This is a genomic window from Citreicoccus inhibens, from assembly GCF_019039035.1.
In the GTDB taxonomy this organism is placed as follows: domain Bacteria; phylum Myxococcota; class Myxococcia; order Myxococcales; family Myxococcaceae; genus Citreicoccus; species Citreicoccus inhibens.
This window is the reverse complement of record NZ_JAHNZT010000030.1, coordinates 91,610-110,099: the sequence shown is the minus strand read 5'-3', so window position 1 is coordinate 110,099 and position 18,490 is coordinate 91,610. Positions and strand designations below refer to the sequence as shown.

At 72.1% G+C, this 18,490-nt stretch carries 13 protein-coding genes; 6 read left to right on the top strand and 7 right to left on the bottom strand.

The genetic code is table 11. From position 1 onward, the window contains the following. Positions 1–1,177, top strand: a 1,177-nt coding sequence (locus tag KRR26_RS27670) for an extensin-like protein (protein WP_328707224.1), incomplete at its 5' end; no start/stop codon positions are given. Between the two features lie 33 nt (positions 1,178–1,210). On the opposite strand, the gene KRR26_RS27665 is transcribed toward KRR26_RS27670, so the two are convergent. From KRR26_RS27665 to KRR26_RS27650, 4 genes are all read right to left on the bottom strand, one after another. Beyond that, positions 1,211–2,215, bottom strand: a complete 1,005-nt coding sequence (locus tag KRR26_RS27665) for a M48 family metalloprotease (protein ID WP_120204328.1) — start codon at positions 2,213–2,215, stop codon at positions 1,211–1,213. After that, positions 2,212–2,787: an SH3 domain-containing protein gene (locus KRR26_RS27660; protein WP_328707223.1), complete on the bottom strand. Its 576-nt coding sequence runs from the start codon at positions 2,785–2,787 to the stop codon at positions 2,212–2,214. The genes KRR26_RS27665 and KRR26_RS27660 overlap by 4 nt, the downstream gene beginning before the upstream one ends. A gap of 31 nt (positions 2,788–2,818) precedes the next feature. Beyond that, positions 2,819–5,164 carry a CHASE2 domain-containing protein gene (locus tag KRR26_RS27655; protein ID WP_407931743.1) on the bottom strand — a complete coding sequence of 782 codons (2,346 nt, stop codon included), beginning with the start codon at positions 5,162–5,164 and terminating at the stop codon, positions 2,819–2,821. A gap of 137 nt (positions 5,165–5,301) precedes the next feature. Next, positions 5,302–5,892 carry a DUF924 family protein gene (locus KRR26_RS27650; protein WP_120204331.1) on the bottom strand — a complete coding sequence of 197 codons (591 nt, stop codon included), beginning with the start codon at positions 5,890–5,892 and terminating at the stop codon, positions 5,302–5,304. A 116-nt stretch (positions 5,893–6,008) separates the two neighbouring features. On the opposite strand from KRR26_RS27650, the gene KRR26_RS27645 reads away from it, so the two are divergent. From KRR26_RS27645 to KRR26_RS27630, 4 genes are all read left to right on the top strand, one after another. After that, complete coding sequence (locus KRR26_RS27645) at positions 6,009–6,527, top strand: TspO/MBR family protein (RefSeq protein ID WP_217081251.1); 519 nt, start codon at positions 6,009–6,011, stop codon at positions 6,525–6,527. Between the two features lie 180 nt (positions 6,528–6,707). After that, entirely contained in the window at positions 6,708–7,355 is a 648-nt protein-coding gene (locus KRR26_RS27640; protein WP_158611417.1) for an RNA polymerase sigma factor, read from the top strand. Positions 7,356–7,357: 2 nt separating this feature from the next. Beyond that, positions 7,358–10,405, top strand: coding sequence for a CHAT domain-containing protein (locus KRR26_RS27635; RefSeq protein ID WP_217081250.1), 3,048 nt, complete (start codon positions 7,358–7,360; stop codon positions 10,403–10,405). A 35-nt stretch (positions 10,406–10,440) separates the two neighbouring features. Beyond that, positions 10,441–11,091, top strand: coding sequence for a hypothetical protein (locus tag KRR26_RS27630; RefSeq protein WP_217081249.1), 651 nt, complete (start codon positions 10,441–10,443; stop codon positions 11,089–11,091). 2 nt (positions 11,092–11,093) lie between these two features. On the opposite strand, the gene KRR26_RS27625 is transcribed toward KRR26_RS27630, so the two are convergent. Both KRR26_RS27625 and KRR26_RS27620 read right to left on the bottom strand, forming a co-directional pair. Further along, positions 11,094–11,261: a hypothetical protein gene (locus tag KRR26_RS27625; RefSeq protein ID WP_199723719.1), complete on the bottom strand. Its 168-nt coding sequence runs from the start codon at positions 11,259–11,261 to the stop codon at positions 11,094–11,096. Positions 11,262–11,403: 142 nt separating this feature from the next. Beyond that, complete coding sequence (locus KRR26_RS27620) at positions 11,404–13,347, bottom strand: PAS domain-containing protein (RefSeq protein WP_120204341.1); 1,944 nt, start codon at positions 13,345–13,347, stop codon at positions 11,404–11,406. Between the two features lie 268 nt (positions 13,348–13,615). Here KRR26_RS27620 and KRR26_RS27615 point away from each other — a divergent pair, with 268 nt between their 5' ends. Next, positions 13,616–15,766 (top strand): M13 family metallopeptidase, encoded by a 2,151-nt coding sequence (locus tag KRR26_RS27615; RefSeq protein ID WP_217081248.1) that lies wholly within the window; start codon positions 13,616–13,618, stop codon positions 15,764–15,766. 27 nt (positions 15,767–15,793) lie between these two features. Here the strand turns inward: KRR26_RS27615 and KRR26_RS27610 are convergent, their stop codons facing one another. Further along, the gene (locus KRR26_RS27610) at positions 15,794–18,424 is read right to left on the bottom strand and encodes a M1 family aminopeptidase (RefSeq protein ID WP_120204344.1); all 2,631 of its coding nucleotides are present in this window, start codon (positions 18,422–18,424) and stop codon (positions 15,794–15,796) included. Positions 18,425–18,490: the final 66 nt, after the last annotated feature.

Sequence of the window (18,490 nt, the reverse complement as noted above, 5' to 3'; positions counted from 1 at the left end):
CGCCCCGCGCCCCACCGCCGCCGAGGCGATGGAGGCCGCCCTGCGCGCGCCGGCCGTGCCGTCCGCCCTGCTGACCCGGGCCGCCGAGCCCGCCGCCCCCGCGCCGACGATGCCCGCGCCCGTGGCCCACGCGCTGTCCGCGCTGGTATCTCCGCCCACGGCCGCCGAGTCGTGGGAGGTCCCCGAGACGCCCTGGCAGGAGCCCGTCGCCGTCGCCCCTACCTGGGAGCGCGAGGCGGCCCCGGCGCGAGAGATGGCCGTCACGTTCGCGTCGCCGCCGCCCTCGATGCTGGCCGAGCCCGAGCCCCCGATGGCGTATGCCGCGCCCGCCCCAGCCTGGGGCTCCGCTGAAGCGCATCCGGTCGTGCCTGCTCCGCCCGCCGTCCCCGAGGTCGCGCCCATGATGACCTTCGCTCCCGCGCAAACCGCTGTGACCGCCCGTGTCGAGACGGTGGCCCGGACCGAGGCGCCGCCCGCGGAGGTGGAGGTGCAGCAGCCCGCCGCGCCGCGCGAGGAGGCCCTGGACGCGGACTCGAGGCGTGAGCGGCTCAAGGCGCGGCTCAAGGCGGTGCGCGAGAACCCGCGCCCGGAGCCGCTGCCCGCCACGGTGGCGGAGGCCGGCCAGCGCGCGGTGGAGCGCATCACCACCCTGCAGGCCGAGCTGACGCGGGTGAAGGCGCTCAACCTCACCCTCACGCAGGACCTGGAGGCCTCGCGCCGTCAGGCCGAGAAGGCCACCGAGGAAGCCCGCCTGCGCATGGACGAGGCGCGCCGGTTGTCCTCGGAGATGGAAGGCCGCGTGAAGCTGCTGGCCGACCTGGAGCGCGAGCTGGCCGCGCTGGAGGGCGAGCGCGACGAGGCGCTCTTGTCCCTCCAGGAGTCGCGTCAGGCACTCCAGGCCGCGTCGAAGGAGCACGAGGGCCTGGAGGTCGAGGTGGTCCGCGGCAAGCAGGCGCTGGCGGACAGCCTCGCCGAAGAGGAGCGCCTCGCCTCGGAGCTGGAGGGCGCCAAGGACGAGTCCGCGTCCCTGCGCCGCGCCGTGGAGACGCTCCAGGGCGAGCGCGACGTGCTCGCGCAGCAGGTGGCCTCGCTCACCTCCGAGCGCGCCGAGCTTTTGGAGGCCCGCAAGGCGCTGGAGGCCGTGCACCGGGCGCTCAGCCAGGCCGCCGCGCGCTGACGCGCACGCGGACGGCCCGGCGACGCGGCCGTCCTACTTCGTATCTCGCGCGACCCCGCCCTGCTGGGCGGTGACCTCGTGAGGCAGGGGCGGGCTCTTGAGTCCCTGCGTGGTGAGGCCCGCGAACTCCTGCTTCCCCTCCGTCGCGCGCACCTGCTTCAGGTAGTCCTCGATGTTCTCCACCCGGTCGTCGCGCTTGGGGTGGTTGGCGAAGACGCCGCCGCCCTCGTCCGTGCGCTTGAGGAGGCTCACGAAGGCCCGCGGGTCGTAGCCCGCGGACATCATGAGCTGGGCGGCCATGCGGTCCGCCTCCAACTCCTCGTCCTTGCTGTTGCCCTTGTCGAGCAGGTCGATGGTCTTCTCGGCCAGCTTGCCCAGGAGGCTCGTGTTGCCATCCAGGTCCAGGGTGCCGTGGTCACCGCCCGACACCACCGTGCTCACCACGGCCGGGGGGAGGAGCGCGCCGCCCACCGCATTGCCCACCGCGAGCGCCTTGCACAGGCTCACCTTCGAACTCGTGTACTGGTGGATGGCGTGCTTGAGCACGATGTGGGCAATCTCGTGCGAGAGCACGCCGGCCAGCTCGGCCTCGTTCTGCACGCCGGCCAGGAGTCGGTGCGTGACGAAGACGTAGCCGCCGGGCGAGGACAGCGCGGTGAAGTTCTTCGAGTCCGCCAGCACGCCGAAGGTCCACTCCAAGGTGGGGCGCTCCGACTGGGCCGCGAGGTTCTTTCCCACGGTGTTGAGGTAGACGTTCACCTCGGGCTCTCCGCTGCCCTTGAGGCGCAGCCCACCGCCTCGCTGCACCCAATGCACGGCCACCGCGCCGCCCAGCGCGTACTCCTCCTTCACCGCCGGCTCGACCTTGAACGCATTGCACTTGCTCGCGTCGTGCACCGCCTTGGCGCCGTTCTCCATCACGCGGCCCGCGAACGCGCTGCCGCTCGACAGGGCGCTCGAGTTGAGCGCGATGTTGGCGCAGCCCGCCGAGGCCCCGCCGAGGACCGCCGCGACGATGACCGACAGGTGGCGACTCATCGCGCACCCCCCTTCTTCTTCGCGGCCGAGCTGCCCGAGGCCCCCGCGACCTCGCTGCCGCCCACCACGGGGAACAGCTCCGCGTCCGTCACGTGCCTGGCGATGGCCGCGGGCTTGATGTCGCGCGCCAGCTTCTCCAGTTGCTTGAGCTGCTCGGCGGACTGGGCGTAGTCGCCGCCCTTCTCCTTGCTGTACTGCTCGGCGCCGGGGCTCAGGGCCTTCACCGCCGCGCCGCTGGCGACGAACGCCGCGGGGTCCACCTGGCGCGCGTTGCCGTCCTTGGCCACCAGCTCCATGCGCGGCGGCGTGGTGGACAGGTTGGTCTGGAAGACGAAGCCCTGCTTGCCGCCCGGCGCCGTCACCTTGTGCCACTGCTTGTTGGAGGGCTCCGCGCCGTTCCACACCACCTGCTGCCCGGGCTGGAGCACCACCACCGCGTCGGCCGTGGGCGACGGGCTCTTCATCACCCGGGTGTTCTTGGCCTTCACGTACAACGAACCGCCGGGACTCACCGCCAGCGCGAGGGCGGGCGCCCCCAGCGCCAGCAGCACCACGCCTGCCTTCCATCGCATCCGCATCACGACCCCCAACGCCAGGACGGCGTCACTTCTCCAGGTTGGCCACGCCGTCGAACACCGCGGGTGGGTTTTCCAAGTACTCGCGGCAGCGCTCCAGCAGCGCTTTCGTGGGCCCGTCCTCGGGGGCCTCGCGCCGCAACGCCTCGAGCGCGGTGACCGCGTCCGCGAAGCGCGCCTCGCGATAGAGCGCGAGCGCCGCGTGGTAGCCCTCCACCGTGCGCCGCATCGGCGCGCTCAATCCGCCCTTGAGGGCCAGCAGCTCGTACACGGTGACGGCTTCGGTCTTGCCGGCGACCCGCACGCGGTCCAGCTCGCGGACCTCGATGTGCTCGCGCGCCAGCTCATAGGTGCGCGGGCCAATCATGATGAGCGAGCCGTAGGCCTTGTTCGCGCCCTCCAGCCGCGCCGCCAGGTTCATCCCGTCACCAATGGCCGTGTAGCTGAAGTGCTGCTCGCTGCCGAAGTTGCCCACGAAGTTGACCGCGCTGTTGACGCCGATGCGCGTGTAGACGTCCGGCAGGCCCCTGGCGCGGAACTCTTCCCGCAGCGCGTCCACCTCGGCCTTCGCGGCCAGCGCTCCTCGGCAAGCGCGCACCGCGTGGTCCGCTTGCGCCATGGGCGCGCCGAAGAGGCACACCACCGCGTCGCCGATGTACTTGTCCAGGCACGCGCCCTCGCGCAGGAGCGCGTTCGTCACCCGCGTCAGGTACGTGTTGAGGATTCGCGCCAGCGCGCGGGGGTCCTCCTTGAAGCGCTCGCTGAAGGTGGAGAAGCCGCGGATGTCGCTGAAGAAGGCGGTGATCTCCTTGTTCTCGCCGTCCAGCCGCGGGAGCTGGTGCCCCTTCAGCATCTGGTCCACCAGCCGCGCGTCCATGAAGCGGCTGAACGTCTGCCGGATGAACTCGGCCTCGCGGTTGGCCAGCAAGTGATTGAAGGCCAGCGCGCCCACGCTGGCGCCCACGCCCGCCAGGGAGGGCATCGCGGTGAGCACGTGCGTGTGCGCGGTGCGCAGGAAGAGCCCCATCACCAGGTGCAGCCCGAAGAAGATGGCCACGGGCCAGAGCACCTCCAGCGGCGTCCAGCGCGCGGTCATCAGCAGCACCGCGGACACCAGTGCCACCAGGAAGGTGACGGTGAGGTCCACCCAGGGCGCCGCGCGGGTGATGAACGCGCCGCCCAGCAGCGCATCCACCACGGCGGCTTGCTTCACCAGCCCCGGCTCGGCGGCGGAGAAGGGCGTGGCCTTGATGTCGTTGACGCCCAGCGCGGTGCCGCCCAGCACCACCACCTTCCCGGTGAAGGTGTCCGAAGGCAGTCGCGACGGTTGGCCCTGCTGGCGTCGCGCCCAGTCTTCCAGCACATCCACCAGACGCACCAACTGGAAGCGCTCGTGCATCGCGCCGCCATAGTCGATTGCCGCGCTGCCATCCGCGTCCACCCGGAAGTGACGCTCGCCGAGCGTGAGCATGCGCCCCGACAGCCGCACTTCCTTCGCGCCCAGCAGGTCCGCGGCGAGCCGCGTCGGCAGCGTGGCGTAGGTGTTGATGCCATCCGTGTACGCGAAGCGCGTGCGCCGCATGAAGCCGTCCGCGTCCACCTCTGTGTCCACCAGGCCGAAGCCGCTCGCCGCGCCGACCAGGGCGGGGATGGGCGGCACGGGGTAGCGCATGCGTCGAGCCCCATCACTGGCTGCGTACTCCAGCGTGGGCAAGAGCCGCGCGTCGTCGCGCCGCGCCGGGAAGGCCAGGGCTCGGGCCAGCTCCTCGGGCGTTACGGCGGGCGTCGTGGGCTCGGGCGTGTCGGTGAACTCCTCGTCGCCGGCGGGTACGGCCTGGACGGGCGCGGACTCGGTGGGCGCGGGGGGGGGCGCGACGGGCTGGGGCGCCGTGGCCTCCGCGCGCGGCAGCGGGAGCGCCGAGCCATGGGTGGAGAGGCCCAGGTAGAAGGGCAGGTGCGTGTCGCGCAGCACCTGCGCGAACGACAGGTCCATGGCCTCGTCGGTGGAGGCCTCCTGCATCACCGCGTCGAAGAGGACCGCGCGCGCGCCGCGTGCCTTCAGCTCCTCCACCACGCGCGCCCACAGGTTGCGACTGAAGGGCCAGATGCCGAAGTTGCGGCGGTACTGCTCATCACGGCCCATCTCATCCAGGCTCGACTGGTCGATGGCCACCACCACCACGCGCGAGGACGGGCCGGGCGCGCGGGTGTACGTGGTGAGCGCCTTGTCGTAGGCGCTGTGCTCGGCGTCATCCAACAGCCCGCGCCACCCACACAGCGCCGCCACGAGCGTGACGCCCAGGGCGACCCCCAGCATCTGCTTCCACTGGTTGCGCCAGCGCTGCCGGATGATGTCCGCGATGTCTGCCGCCACGTCCCCTCCGCGAGCACGGTGCGCGCACGCTACCCCAGCGCTCGTTCCGCCCGGCAGTCCTCCCCGCGTCGTCTCCGCGCGGCGGGGTGAACCCACACGGCCGGACGCAGCCCGACCGAGCGACCAGGCGGGCCGCCTCAGAAGGACGAGCCGGGCTCCTGGAGGAAGGCCACTTCGTCCGGGGTGGACTCGCGGCCCAGCGCCGCGTTGCGGTGGGGGAAGCGGCCGAAGCGCTCGATGATGTCTCGGTGCTGCCGCGCGGACTCGATGGCGGAGGTGCTGTCCGCGCCGCGCGACAGGGCGAGTTGCTCGAACAAGGAGACCGAGAGCCGCTGGTCGTGCGCGTCCTCGCTGTGCTCGAACGGCAAGTACATGAACCAGCGCCACACCGGGGGCAGCGCGGTGTCCAGGCCTCGGGCCAGCGCGTGCCGGGCGACCTCTCGGGCGCGCGCATCCGAAGCGAAGGCGCGCGCGGAGCCTCGGAAGAGGTTGCGCGGAAGCTGGTCCAACAGCAGCACCAGCGCGAGGGCGCTGCGTGGCTCGTCCGCCCAATCCCTCAGGTCTCCTGCGGCCGCGTGCGTGTGCGCGTCCAGGAATGGCTGACACGCCTGGTCGAAGGCCGCGTCCCGCTGAAACCACAGCGCGCGCGGCCTCGCGCAGGTGGGATTTCGGGCGGGGTCAGGGGGCTGGCCGAACCAGAAGCCCAGGACATCATCCGGAGTCGTCATGCGCAGCCTCGCCGCGTGGCACGGGAAAGGTCTCTTGTAACACTGGCGGGCGGGCGCGGCTGGCGCGGGGAGTTTCGCGCGCCCAGCTTCCCCGTGGGGCGCTGGGAGGACGACACATGGACCTGACCGCATGGGGTACGCCCGCGGGGCTTCAGCGCAACGCCACGCTCAACCGGGAGTCGGCCGCGGCGCTCGGGGTGATGGGGGCGCTGACCGCGGGGGCTTCGCTCTGGGGCGCACGCTGGACGACGTCCCCCGCGCGCTCATGGCGTGGGGTGGGACGGTCGACCTCGCCGCGTCGAGACGGCGTGACGGGGCCCGCGTGGACGCTGATGTCCGCGCTGCTCGCCGTGTCGGCGTGGCGCGTGTGGGGCTCGGCCGCGGGGCCGGCGCGCTCACGGGCCTTGATGTGGTGGGGAGCCCAACTGGGCCTCCATCTCAGCGGGCCCTGGGGCGGGGGGCGTCGAGCGCCTGCCGCGAGGGTGGAGCGCGCGCTGCGGCTGGGCAGCGCGGTGGCCTACACCGTCTCCGCGCGTCAGGTGGACGCCCGGGCCCCGCTGTTGATGGCGCCCGTCCTCGGCTGGGTGGGCTTCTCCTGCGCGCGGCGCGCGGCGCGAATGCGTCGCCCTTCCTGAGCGCGGGAGGAAATGGCGCGAATATCCCCGCTGGGAAGATTGGCCACACGCTTCGTTTCCCTTCCGGACCGCTTGTTCAGGGAGGGACTGAAGACATGCACGCGTCGGGGTTGTGGGTACGGCTGCGCGGAGCGGAGCAGTGCGGTGGACTCTCCGCAAGGGCCTGAGGACGGGGACGCCATGGATACTTTCGCGCTGGAGTGGATGGGGCGGCTCCCGGCGGTCCGGGGCTCGCGGCGCTTGACTGCTCCCGAACCGACCAGCCAGCCTGTGTCCCGCGTGGAGAGCGAGCCCCCTTCATTGGAAGTGCAGGACCGCCGCTGGTTCGACGCCTTCATTCGCCAGCACGACACGCTCTTGCGCACGCGGGGAATGCAGCTCGCCGGCAATGCCTCGGATGTGGGCGACCTCATCCAGGACACCTACGAGCGCGCCTGGCGCCACCGCGAGCAGCTGAAGACGCAGGGGGACGCGCGCGCCTGGCTGCTGCGCGTCCAGCGCAACCTCTTCTTCGATCGACACCGCCTGAAGCTGCGCGAGCGCCGGGCCGGGGTGTCCGCGGAAGAAGTGCAGGAAACGGTCGCCGCGCCGCTGCCCGAGGACGAGCCCTTGTGGGCGAAGTTCGGCACCGCGGAAGTTCGCGAGGCGCTGGAGCAGATTCCTGAGGAGTTCCGTACGGTGTTCCGGATGAAGGAAATCGAAGGGCGCTCGTACATCGAGATTGCCGACCACCTGGGCCTCAACAAGAACACGGTGGGTACGCGCCTCGCCCGGGCGCGGCAGAAGCTCCACGCGCTGTTGACCCCCCAGCCTCCGGAGACCGAGTAGCCATGAGCGACTCCGAGCGTGACCTCGACATGCTGGACATCCACGACCAGGTTCACCTGTTCGCGGATGACGAGCTGTCGCCGGAGGAGGCCGCGTCCTTCCGTGAGCACCTGGTCACTTGCGAGCGCTGCATGGATGCGCTGGACGTCATCCTCGAGCTCAAGTCCGCGGGCGAGGCAATCCACGCCGAGGAGGAGGTCCGTCCGCTGCGCGTGGTGTCGCCGCCGCGCGACGCGGACGTCCCCGCGGCGCCTGCCCCTCACGCTCCCCGCGAGGCGAAGCCCTCGCGCGCCTTCCGTCCGGCGTGGAGCGGGCGTCGCCGCTGGGTGGCGGCGGTGGCGCTGAGCGGTTCGTTGACGGCCGCGCTGACGGTGGCGCTGTTCCGCTCGCCCTCGACGGATGGCTCGGAGCAGGTGGTGGGGCCGGAGGCGCTGGCCCTGGCGCCCACGCGCTCGTTGGAGGCTCGGCTGAGCTGGTCCGGGGCGAGCGGGTATCGGCCCTACGGCGTGAAGCGCTCGGGCGACGAGCGTCCGCGCGAGCTGGTGCCGCTCCAGGCGCTGGCGAAGCTGGAGGCGGCGGGGGACCTGCACGGGCTGGGCACGGGACACCTGCTTCGCGGCGAAGTGGATCAGGCGCGCGAGGACTTGAAGCGCGCGCCTGCTTCTCCGGATGTGGACAGCGACCGGGCCGTGGTGGCGCTGCAACGCGGGGACCTGGAGGACGCCCTCGTCCTGCTGGAGCGTGTGCTCGCGAAGGAGCCCCGGCACGCGGCGGCGATGTGGAACCGCAGCCTCGTGTTGCGCGAGCTGGGCCTGGACCTGCTCGCGGCCGAGGGCTTCGAGCAGGTGGCCGCGCTGAACGAGCCGGGTTGGAGCCAGGAGGCGCGCGAGCGCGCCGAGGCGGTGCGGCGCCAGACGAAGGCGCGGCAGGACCACTGGAACCAGGCCTGGTCCGCGAACAAGACGCTGGTGGCGGATGGCACGCCCCTGCCGGCGACGCTGGTGCGCGAGGCCCCGGCGCTCGCGCGCAAGTACCTGTATCTGGCGGCTTGGACCGCGCCCACCGCCGAGCGCGTGCGCGCGCTGCTCCCCGAGGCGCGCGAGCTGGACGCGCACTACGGCGGCGACGTGCTGGCCCGCTACATCGAGCGGACGCAGAAGCGGGACTTCGCGCGGCGAGGTCCGCTGGCGACGTCGTTCGCCCAGGTGCTGGCGGGCGCCTTCGACATGGCGGGCGCGGATGGGTTCGTGCGGGCGCTGCGGGCCTCGGGGGACTCGGACATCCTGCTGGGCGCGCTCGCGCTGCTGGGGCGGCTGCCCGCGGCGCTGGACGACTACGCTCGGGCGGCGGACGCGGTGGGCGACCCATGGTTCCAGGTCAACGCGGAGCTGCAGCGCGCGCAGGCCAGGCTGACGGCTGGCGAGATGGCGAGCGCGGAGGCGCTGCTGCTGAAGGCCCTGCCCGCCTGTGAGCTGCGCAAGCTGGACGCGCGCTGCGGCGAGCTGGAGTCGGTGCTCACGTACCTCTACACGTCGCAGCACCGGCTGGTGGAGGCCCGCGAGCACGCGCTGCGCGGACTGGAGCGGGCGCGCGCCTCGAACGACCCCGAGCAGGAGACGCAGTTCCTCCAGCACCTGGGGCAGATTGCCCGCTTCCGGGACGCGTTCGCGCTCACGCGCGCCTACCTGCGGGAGTCCGCGCTGCGCCAGCCGGATGTCTGCGCCGCCCAGGTCTTCCTGCACGAGACGCTCGCGATGCTGGACGCCTCCGAGTTGCGCTTCGACGCCGCGCGGACCGAGCTGGGCGCGGTGCCGGAGTGTGGGTCGCCGCGCTCCGCCCTGAGCCCGCTCGTCCTCGCGGACCTGTCGCGCGTCGCGCCCCGGCCGGGAGACCTGGAGGCGGTGCGCGCGCTCGCGGCGTCCGCTCGTATGCAGCCGGGGCTCGGCAAGCGGCCCGGGCTGCTGTTGATGGTCGACCACGCCATCGCGCGCGCCGAGCTGGAGCACGACCGCGTCGCGGGGCGGCGGCAGTTGGAGGACCTCATCGCGGCGGCGGAGAAGCTGCCGCGCGAGGACACGGGGGCGCAGAAGGCGCGGGCCGCGAGCTACTCCCTGCTCATCCTGGAGGCCGGTCGCGCGGGGGACTTCGCGGGGGCGCTCGACTGGTTCGCCCGTGAGTCTGGCGTCGCGGCGCCCACGCGCTGTCTGCTGGGCGTGGAGATCGCCGAGGAGCGCATGCTGGTGGCCGCGCGCGGCGCGAAGGGCGAGGCCGTGGGCACGCTCACCACCCGCGGCGCGCCCGCGTTCGACGTCGCCTCGCTGGTGTCCGCGCCGGTGCTGGAGGCGCTGCGCCCCTGCGAGCACGTGTCTGTCTTTGCCCGCTATCCCTTGCATGGGCGGGCGGGGTTGCTGCCTCCCGACTTCGCGTGGAGCTATCAGCGTGGGGACTCGAAGCCCGCGGTGGCGGCCTCGGGCGCGCCGAGACGGCTGGTGGTCAGTGACGTGAACGCGCCCGCCGCGCTGGGGCTGCCGCGGCTGTCCGCGTGGCTGCCGGGCACCGAGCCCACCGCGCCCCGCGTGGACCTGACGGGCGCCGCCGCGACGCCGGAGCGCGTCCTGGCCGAGATGCCGAGCGCGGATGAAATCGACATCCACGCGCACGGGCTGGTGAACCTGGGCATCTCGGATGCGTCGCTCATCGTGCTGTCCGCGCAGGCGGATGGCCGCTACGCGCTGACCGCGGGCGAGGTGCGCCGCCAGCACTTGTCGCGCGCCCCGGTGGTCATCCTGGCGTCGTGCCGGGCCGCCGAGACCGCGCCGTATCTGCATGAGCCGTGGAGCTTGCCGGTCGCGTTCCTGGAGGCGGGCGCGCGCGCCGTCATCGCGTCGCCGTCGGACATTCCAGACGCCGAGGCCGGTGCGTTCTTCGAGGCCGTGCGCCGCCGCGTGCGCGAGGGAGCGTCTCCCTCGGTCGCCGTGAAGCGCGAGCGGATGGAGTTTCTCGGGAGGAACCCGGGAAGTTGGGTGCAGACCGTCGTTGTCTTTGAGTAGTCACAACTCATCATCCAGACAGAGGGGGAAGTGCCATGAAGCGAGCCTTCGTGCTCGGAGTGTGCTCGGCGTTGGCGTGGGTGGCCTGTGGCCTGGAGGCCGGAGAAGTCCCGCCTGGGGAGGCGCCCGCGCAGGTGACGCAGCAGTCCACCGTCACCACGCTGCCGCCCATCATCTACCTGCCGTTGGCGGACGCGGGCGTGGACGCCGGCGTGGACGCGGGGGCGACGTGCGTCGTCACCTCCGTGCCCACCCTGCCCACGCTGCCAGCCGCGGCGACCAAGGTCGCCAACTGGCCCGTGGGCACGCCGTTCATCCCCGTGACGGTGCGCAGCGCGTACGTGTCCGTGTACCGCCACCCCACCGACAAGTCCCAGTTCGTCGCGTACGGCTTCGACGTCCAGAGTCTCCAGACGTTCTTCTACCTCACGGGCGTGCGCGCGACGGAGCTGACCTCGTTCCTCTCCACCATCCGCACCGAGCTGTCCAACCTGCCCAACGCCCAGGGCAACGGCGGCGGCGGCACGGCGGTCTTCGTCCAGGCCGAGGTGCCAATTCCTCCCAAGCCGACGCCGGGCATCAATGATCCGGATCAGCTCCGCGCCAACTTCGTGTGGACCATGTCCGCGTCCACCCACAAGTTCACGTCCGAGGCGCAGGAGTACGGCCAGAAGAACGGGTGGTGAAGTCAGTTGCGCAGCGTGGGAGGGCGGGCCGCGTGGAGGGCGAACATCGCCGCGACGTAGCGGGCCTGGCTCTCGGTGGTGCAGCGAACCTCCTGCACCCGTCCTCCCAACTTCACACGGACGATCCATCCTTCCTTGTCACGCGTCAGCGCGGGCGTGTCCGTCGTCATGGCTTGCATCCTCCCGCCTGACTCCGACAGCAGCCCGCGTGCCACGCCCGGGGGCGTGTGATTCCTGTCGCTCCCCCGGGTGGCGTGGCCACCGCCCAACACCCCGGACTGAAGTTCTTTCGGAACGCCCCCTGCGCGCGCTTCAGTGCGCCGGAGGGCCCGCGTGCGAAGTGTCCGGCGACACGTGCGCCGCGGGCTGCAACGGCAGCGCCACGTAGAAGGTGGAGCCGTGCCCCACCTCGCTCTCCACCCAGATGCGACCGCCGTGTCGCTCGACGATGTCGCGGCTGATGTACAGCCCCAGCCCCAGGCCGCCATACGAGCGCGCGGAGACATTGCGCGCGCGGAAGTAGCGGTCGAACAGGAGCGCCTGCTGGTCCGGTGGAATCCCGATGCCCGGGTCCGTCACCGACAACAGCGCCACGTCCCCGCGCACCGTCAGCGCCACACGGATGGTGCCGCCGTCCGGGCTGTACTTCAGCGCGTTCTCCAACAGGTTCGTCACCACCTGCTCCAAGCGGTACGAGTCACCATGGACCCGCACGGGCTCGCGCGGATGTTCGAAGGTGATGAGGTGGTCCTCGCGCTGGGCCTCCATCGCGCGCACGCCGTTCTCCACCAACGTGTCGAAGCGCGTGGGCTCCGGGTGCAGGGCCAGCCGCCCCGCCTCGATGCGTGAGGCGTCCAACAAGTCGTTGATGAGCCCCGTCAGCCGCAGCAGCTGTCGCCGCGCGCGGTGCAGCACGGACGCGTCCACGGGCTCGCCTCGCTCCAGCTTCCGCTCCAGGGTCTCCAGCCGGAGGCTGAGCGGGGTGAGCGGCGTCTTCAGCTCATGGCTCGCGATGGACAGGAAGTCGTCGCGCACGCGGATGGCCTCCTGGGCCTCGCGGTAGAGGCGGTTGCGCTCCTCCTCCGCGCGGCGGCGCTCGCTGATGTCTTCCACCAGGATGCCCACGCCCAGCATGCGTCCGTCTGGCGCGCGCACCGGATAGAAGCTGCCCGCCAGGTAGCGACGCGGCCCTGGCGCGCCCAGGTCCACGTCGGTGCGCACCTCGTGCTTCACCGCGGGCTCGCCGGTCTCCATCACCTGGCGGATCATCCGCTCGATGGGCACGCCCGCGGGGCCGAGCACCTCGTGCGGACGGCGGCCCAGGTGCGCCTCGGCGGGCACGCCGTTGATGCGGGCCAGCACGTCGTTGACGCGCGCGTAGCGCAGGTTCGTGTCCACGAACCCCAGCCCGATGGGGGCGCTGTGAAAGAGCATGTCGAGCTGCGCGAGGTGGCGCTCGCGCTCCGCCTCGGTGTGGCGGTGCTCGCTGATGTCTTCCACCAGCCCCACGCCGCCTTCCACCGTGAGGCCGTCCTCCGCGTAGCAGGGCGCGAAGCGGACCCGCACCGGCGTCACCTTGCCGCTGGTCATGGCGACGTAGTCCCCCTCGAAGTCCGAGGCGTGGCCCTTCAGCGTCTCGCGCACCGCGTCCATCAACCGGTCGTCGCGCAGCGTGAGCAGGTTGAGCCCCACGATGACCCGCTTCGTGGAGCCGAGCATGTCCACGAAGCGCTCGTTGCACGCGGTCACCACCGGCGTGCGGTCGAAGTGGAAGATGCCGAGCGGCGCGTTCTCCACCAGCAGCCGGTACAGGCGGTCCCTCGCCCGGTCGTCCAGGTGCCGTGACATGCCGGGCTCTGCTTGCTCCACCGGGTCCTCCAGCGTGTCGATGACCTCGTGCAAGCCGCGGAAGGTGAGCGCGATGCGCGCGTGCTCCCCTTCGCCCGCCGTGCCCACCGTCAGCTCCACCAGCACCTCCACGCCGTCCTCGCGCAGCGCGAAGACCCGGATGGGCCGGCCCCCGAGCGCGGCGCGCCGCGACAGCAGGTAGCGCGGCAGGCTGTGCCCCGCGAACGTCCGCAGCCGGACGGGGAAGAGCCGCGACACGGGCTGCCCCAACAGCCGCGCGCGACTCCAGCCGAGCAGGCGCTCCGTGGCGGCGTTCACGTGGAGGATGCGCTCGTCCGTGCCGCACACCACGAGGGGATCCACGGCGGCGTCCATCACGACCTCGAGCTCGCCTGCCGCGTGGGCCATGCCGTGCGTCTCCCCAGGGCGCTCCCTCGGTCGCCCCCGCCCGAGGCTCCGCGCACCCTTCCCGGTACAGGTAGACACTCCCAGGCCCGGTGGCGCTCCCGTGAAGCCGAGAACTCCGGGGGAGGCAGGGAGGCGCGGTCCCAGGTCCGGACGGAGGGTGGCGAATAAGGGCGGGGATGGGCGGTTCGTGACGGAAGCGTCAGGATTTCCGGGCGCTGATGGCATCATCCGCGCGCGGCCGACCCTGAGGCCGCTCCAGGAACCCTTCATGAACGACTCCTCTCAACGACTGCCGGGCGCCGCGCGTGCGACGCTCTCCGCCTGTGCCACGGCCCTGCTGGCCGCTTGCGCGACCACGACTCCCGCGGAGAAGCCGGCCCCTCCCGTGACGGAGGCCGCCCCGGTGGTGGCCGCGCCCGCTCCGGCGCCCAAGCCCATGTTCGGCACCTTCGGCTTTGACGCCGCTGGCATGGATGCCACCGTCAAGCCGGGTGACAGCTTCTACCGGTACGCCAGCGGCACCTGGATGAAGACGGCGGAGATTCCGGCGGACCGCTCCAACTTCGGCATGTTCACGGCCCTGGCCGAGCAGGCCGCCGCGCGCACCCGGTCGTTGATCGAGGACGCCGCGCGCACCGAGGCCCCCGCGGACAGCGAGGCCCGCAAGATTGGCGACTACTTCGCCAGCTTCATGGATGAGGCGGCCATCGAGGCCAAGGGCGCCGCGCCCCTGAAGCCCGAGCTGGAGCGCATCGCGGGCATCGCGAACCGGCGCGCGCTGGCCACCGAGCTGGGCGCCACGCTGCGCGCGGACGTCGACGCGCTCAACACGGGCGATGTGACGACGGACCGCGTCTTCGGCCTGTGGGTGACCGAGGACCTGAACGCCCCCGAGCGCTACGCCCCGTACCTGATGCAGGGCGGCCTGGGGCTGCCGGACCGCGACTTCTACCTGGTGGACAGCCCCCGCTTCCGCGAGGTGCGGCAGGCCTACCAGGGCCACATCGCCGCGATGATGAAGCTGGCGGGCTTCTCCGACGCGGAGGCGCGCGCCAGCCGCGTGTTCGCGCTGGAGAAGAAGATCGCCGCGACGCACTGGCCCCAGGTGGACACGCAGGACGTCACCAAGACGAACAACCCGTGGGCCCAGGAGGCGTTCGCCAAGAAGGCGCCGGGGCTCGACTGGGCCGCGTACTTCAAGGCCGCGGGCCTGTCCGGGCAGAAGCAGATCCTCGTGTGGCAGCCGAGCGCCATCACGGGCATGGCGAAGCTGGTGGGCGCAGAGCCCCTCCAGAGCTGGAAGGACTACCTGGCCTTCCGCGCCATCGCGCGCGGCGCGCCGTTCCTCTCCAAGGCCTTCGTCGATGAGAACTTCGCCTTCAACGGCAAGGTGCTCTCCGGCGCGCAGCAGCTGCGCGAGCGGTGGAAGCGCGGCGTGTCCATGACGAACGGCGCGCTGGGCGAGGCGGTGGGCAAGCTCTACGTGGAGAAGTACTTCCCGGCGGAGGCCAAGGTCCAGGCGGACACGATGGTGCGCAACATCATCGCGGCCTTCGGCAAGCGCATCGACGCGCTCGCGTGGATGTCTCCGGAGACCAAGGCGCGCGCGAAGGAGAAGCTGGCCACGCTCCAGGTGGGCATTGGCCACCCCGTGCGGTTCCGCGACTACTCGGCGCTGAAGGTGGACCGGAGCGACGCGTTCGGCAACGCCCAGCGCGCCTCGCTGTTCGAGTACCAGCGCAACCTGGCGAAGCTGAACGGCCCGGTGGACCGCGCCGAGTGGTTCATGGTGCCGCAGGAGGTGAACGCGCTGAACTCGCCGCAGCAGAACTCCATCATCTTCCCCGCCGCCATCCTCCAGCCGCCGTTCTTCGACCCGAACGCGGACCCGGCCGTGAACTACGGCGGTATCGGCACGGTGATTGGCCATGAAATCGTCCACAGCTTCGACGACGTGGGCGCGAAGTTCGACGCGCACGGCAAGCTGGCCAACTGGTGGACGGACAGCGACCTGCAGCGCTTCAAGGCGGCGGGACAGGCGCTCGCGGCGCAGTTCAGCGCCTACCGGCCGCTGCCGGACATGGCGGTGAACGGTGAGCTGACCCTGGGCGAGAACATCGCGGACGTGGCCGGCCTGGCCATCTCGCATGACGCCTACCGGCTGTCGCTGGGGAACACGCCGGCGCAGCTGAAGGACGGCTTCACCGGTGAGCAGCGCTTCTTCCTTGGCTTCGCGCAGGTGTGGCGCACCAAGTTCCGCGAGCCGCTGCTGCGTCAGCTGCTCATGACGGATGGCCACGCGCCCGGCGAGTTCCGCGCGTCCACGGTGCGCAACGAGGACGGTTGGTACGAGGCGTTCGACGTGAAGCCGGGCCAGGAGCTGTACCTGACGCCCGAGCAGCGCGTGCGCGTCTGGTAGTCGCCTGACGCGGACCTCGGGCGCGGGCTACTTCCTTCGGCCCCGCCCGGTGACGCGCCGGCTCGTGGACTTCCTCGCCGCGTGCTTCGCCGCCGCACGTCCCCGCGGCGGTGAGGTGGGCGGCGGGGGCTCCGGCCTGCGCAGGGCGAGCGCCTCCAGCTTCTCGCGCAGGGCACGGGACTCTTCCTTCAGCTTGTCCACCTCCTCGCGCAGCGAGGCCACCTCGCGCGCCTGAGGCTCGCCCTCGCGCAAGGCCCGCACGGCCTCTCGCGCGGCGCGGCGCGTGCGCGGGTCATTGAGCGAGGTGCCCTCCAGCGCGGCAATCATGCGCCGGTCCCCCAGCGTCTTCGCCGCTTCGCAGGCCGTCCACTGCATGCGGAACTGCGGATCCCTCAACAGGTCCGAGAGCAGGTCCACGGCCTCGCGCTCACGCCGGGCCACCTGGGCCAGCTTCGCCACCGCGAACACGGCCGTGCGTCGCATGTGCGCGGGCTGGCCGTAGGCCGTGCGCGCGACGGCGGCGGGGAAGGCGGACGGGTCCTGCGTCTCCGCGAGCCCGTCGAGCGCGCCCGAGCCGATGACATCCTGGAACGACGGCCGCGCGGCCACCGCCTCCAACAGCGGCACCGCGTCCACGGCGCGCACGCGCCCCAGGCCGCGCGCGGCCTCGGCCTCCACGAAGTAGCTGGCGTCGCCCGCCTCCAGCAGCGCGCGCAGGCGGCCCGCCACCTCCACGTCGCGCCGGAACTCCCCCAGCGCGGCCACCACCGCCCGGCGCACCTTGGGGTGCGCGACGGGGAGCCCCGCGAGCAGCCGCGCGCGCGCCTCGGGGGAGCGGATGCGGCCCAGCGCCTTCGCGCACGCGGCGCGGGTGCCCCAGAACAGCGCGTCGTCCTCCAGCGCGCGGCCCAGCGCCTCCACCGCGCGGGAGCCGCCGTCCTTGCCCAGCGCGTGCGCGGCCTCGGTGCGGGCGCGGGCCTCGGGCGCGGCGCGCAGCTCCTCCAGCCAGAGGCCCACGGCCTTGTCCACGTCCACGGCGCCGAGCACCTCGCGGCGCGGATCCACGCGCACCTGCGTGGGCGGGGTGGGGCAGGGCAGGTGGAAGAAGTGCTCGGCGTCGGTGATGTCCAGGCGGTGGAGCGTGTCGCGGCCGTCCACGGTGACGCGCACGTCCAGCGGCAAGCGGAACACGGGCGTGCCCGCGTCGGTCCGCTGCGTCTGGCGGACCTTGAGCCGCAGGCGCGCCTCTTCCGCGTCGTATCGGACCTCCACCTTCAGCTCGGGGTGGCCGGGTGAGAAGACGTACTGGTCGAACACGCGATCCAGGTTGTGGCCGGTGGCCTCCTCGAACGCGCGCGACAGGTCCACGGTCTCCACCACGCCGTGGCGGTGGCGGGACACGTAGTGGCGCAGGGCGCGGAAGAAGAGGTCGTCACCCACGCGGCGGCGCAGCTCGTGGAGCACGAGCGCGCCCTTCTCGTAGAGGTGCCGGTCGAACAGGTCCATGGGCGCGTGGAACTTGCGCGCGACAATGGGCCGGGCGTAGCGCTCGCGCACCTCGGTGAGGTACGCGCTCAAGTCGGTGAGCCGGTGCTGGTCCGCCTCGTCGGCGCCGTCGGCGTGCTCTTTCCAGAGCACCTCCACGTAGGTGGCGAAGCCCTCGTTGAGCCAGCCGTGGGGCCAGTCGCGGCAGGTGAGCAGGTTGCCGAACCACTGGTGCGCCAGTTCGTGGGCGATGAGCGGCTCGGCGCTGTAGTCCGCGTGGGCGCGCGCGTCGTGCAGCACGCTGTCCAACAGCGTGGTGGCGGTGGTGTGCTCCATGCCGCCGAGGATGAACTCGGTGACGAACACCTGCGCATAGCCGCTCCACGGGAAGGGCTCGCCGGTGAGCTGCTGATAGAGCGCCACCATCTGGGGCGTGCGCGCCACGCAGCGCAGCGCGTCCTCGCGGCGGCCGGGCGGGTACAGGTAGCGCAGCGGCACGGTGCCGGCGGAGTCCGTCGCCTCCTCGAACTCGCCCACCACCAGCGTGACGAGGTAGGGCGAGTGCGGCTGCTCCATGCGGTAGTGCTGGGTGCGGCGCTCGCCCTCGGTGACGTCGCGCACGAGCACGCCGTTGGACAGCGACGTCATCCGCGCGGGGAACGTGGCGATGACCTCCGTGGTGGCCTTCTGCGCGGGCGTGTCCAGGCAGGGGAACCAGCAGCGCGCGTCGATGTCCTGCCCCTGGGTCCAGGCCTGGAGCGGGCGCTCGGGATAGCCCGCGTCGGGGCCCCAGAAGTACAGCCCGCGGCGCGGCCGGCAGCGGTACGCGAGCGTGATGTCGCGGGCCTGACCGGGCTCCATCGGCTCGGGCAGCTCCACGCGCGCGTGCGCGCCGGAGTTGGAGAAGCGCGCGGGCCGGCCGTCCACGCGCGCCTCGGTGATGTCCATGTCCACCGCGTCGAACGTCACGGTGGAGACGGCGCGCACGGCGCTCACGCGCGTGGTGCATCGGCCCGTCAGCGCGCGGGCCTCGAAGTCCAGGTCCAGCTCCAGGCGGATGTGCTCGGCGCGGACGGGGCGCTCGGCGGCGTAGTGCTCGGTGGCGCCGGGGAGGCTGAAGGGGTGCGGCTCGGAAGAGGCGATGGCGGGAGCGTGGCGATGGCAGCAGCGCATGGCGCTTGGGACTCTTTCTCAAGCCCGCGCCAGCGTCGAGCCGCTTGGGACGGACTGTCTCCCACT

Bases quoted from the DNA above. Each gene is read 5' to 3' on its own strand.
- KRR26_RS27660 (WP_328707223.1), bottom strand. From the start codon at position 2,787: ATGCGATGGAAGGCAGGCGTGGTGCTGCTGGCGCTGGGGGCGCCCGCC.
- KRR26_RS27615 (WP_217081248.1), top strand. From the start codon at position 13,616: ATGAACGACTCCTCTCAACGACTGCCGGGCGCCGCGCGTGCGACGCTC.
- KRR26_RS27645 (WP_217081251.1), top strand. From the start codon at position 6,009: ATGGACCTGACCGCATGGGGTACGCCCGCGGGGCTTCAGCGCAACGCC.
- KRR26_RS27635 (WP_217081250.1), top strand. From the start codon at position 7,358: ATGAGCGACTCCGAGCGTGACCTCGACATGCTGGACATCCACGACCAG.
- KRR26_RS27630 (WP_217081249.1), top strand. From the start codon at position 10,441: ATGAAGCGAGCCTTCGTGCTCGGAGTGTGCTCGGCGTTGGCGTGGGTG.
- KRR26_RS27620 (WP_120204341.1), bottom strand. From the start codon at position 13,347: ATGGCCCACGCGGCAGGCGAGCTCGAGGTCGTGATGGACGCCGCCGTG.
- KRR26_RS27610 (WP_120204344.1), bottom strand. From the start codon at position 18,424: ATGCGCTGCTGCCATCGCCACGCTCCCGCCATCGCCTCTTCCGAGCCG.
- KRR26_RS27640 (WP_158611417.1), top strand. From the start codon at position 6,708: ATGGATACTTTCGCGCTGGAGTGGATGGGGCGGCTCCCGGCGGTCCGG.
- KRR26_RS27650 (WP_120204331.1), bottom strand. From the start codon at position 5,892: ATGACGACTCCGGATGATGTCCTGGGCTTCTGGTTCGGCCAGCCCCCT.
- KRR26_RS27625 (WP_199723719.1), bottom strand. From the start codon at position 11,261: ATGACGACGGACACGCCCGCGCTGACGCGTGACAAGGAAGGATGGATC.
- KRR26_RS27665 (WP_120204328.1), bottom strand. From the start codon at position 2,215: ATGAGTCGCCACCTGTCGGTCATCGTCGCGGCGGTCCTCGGCGGGGCC.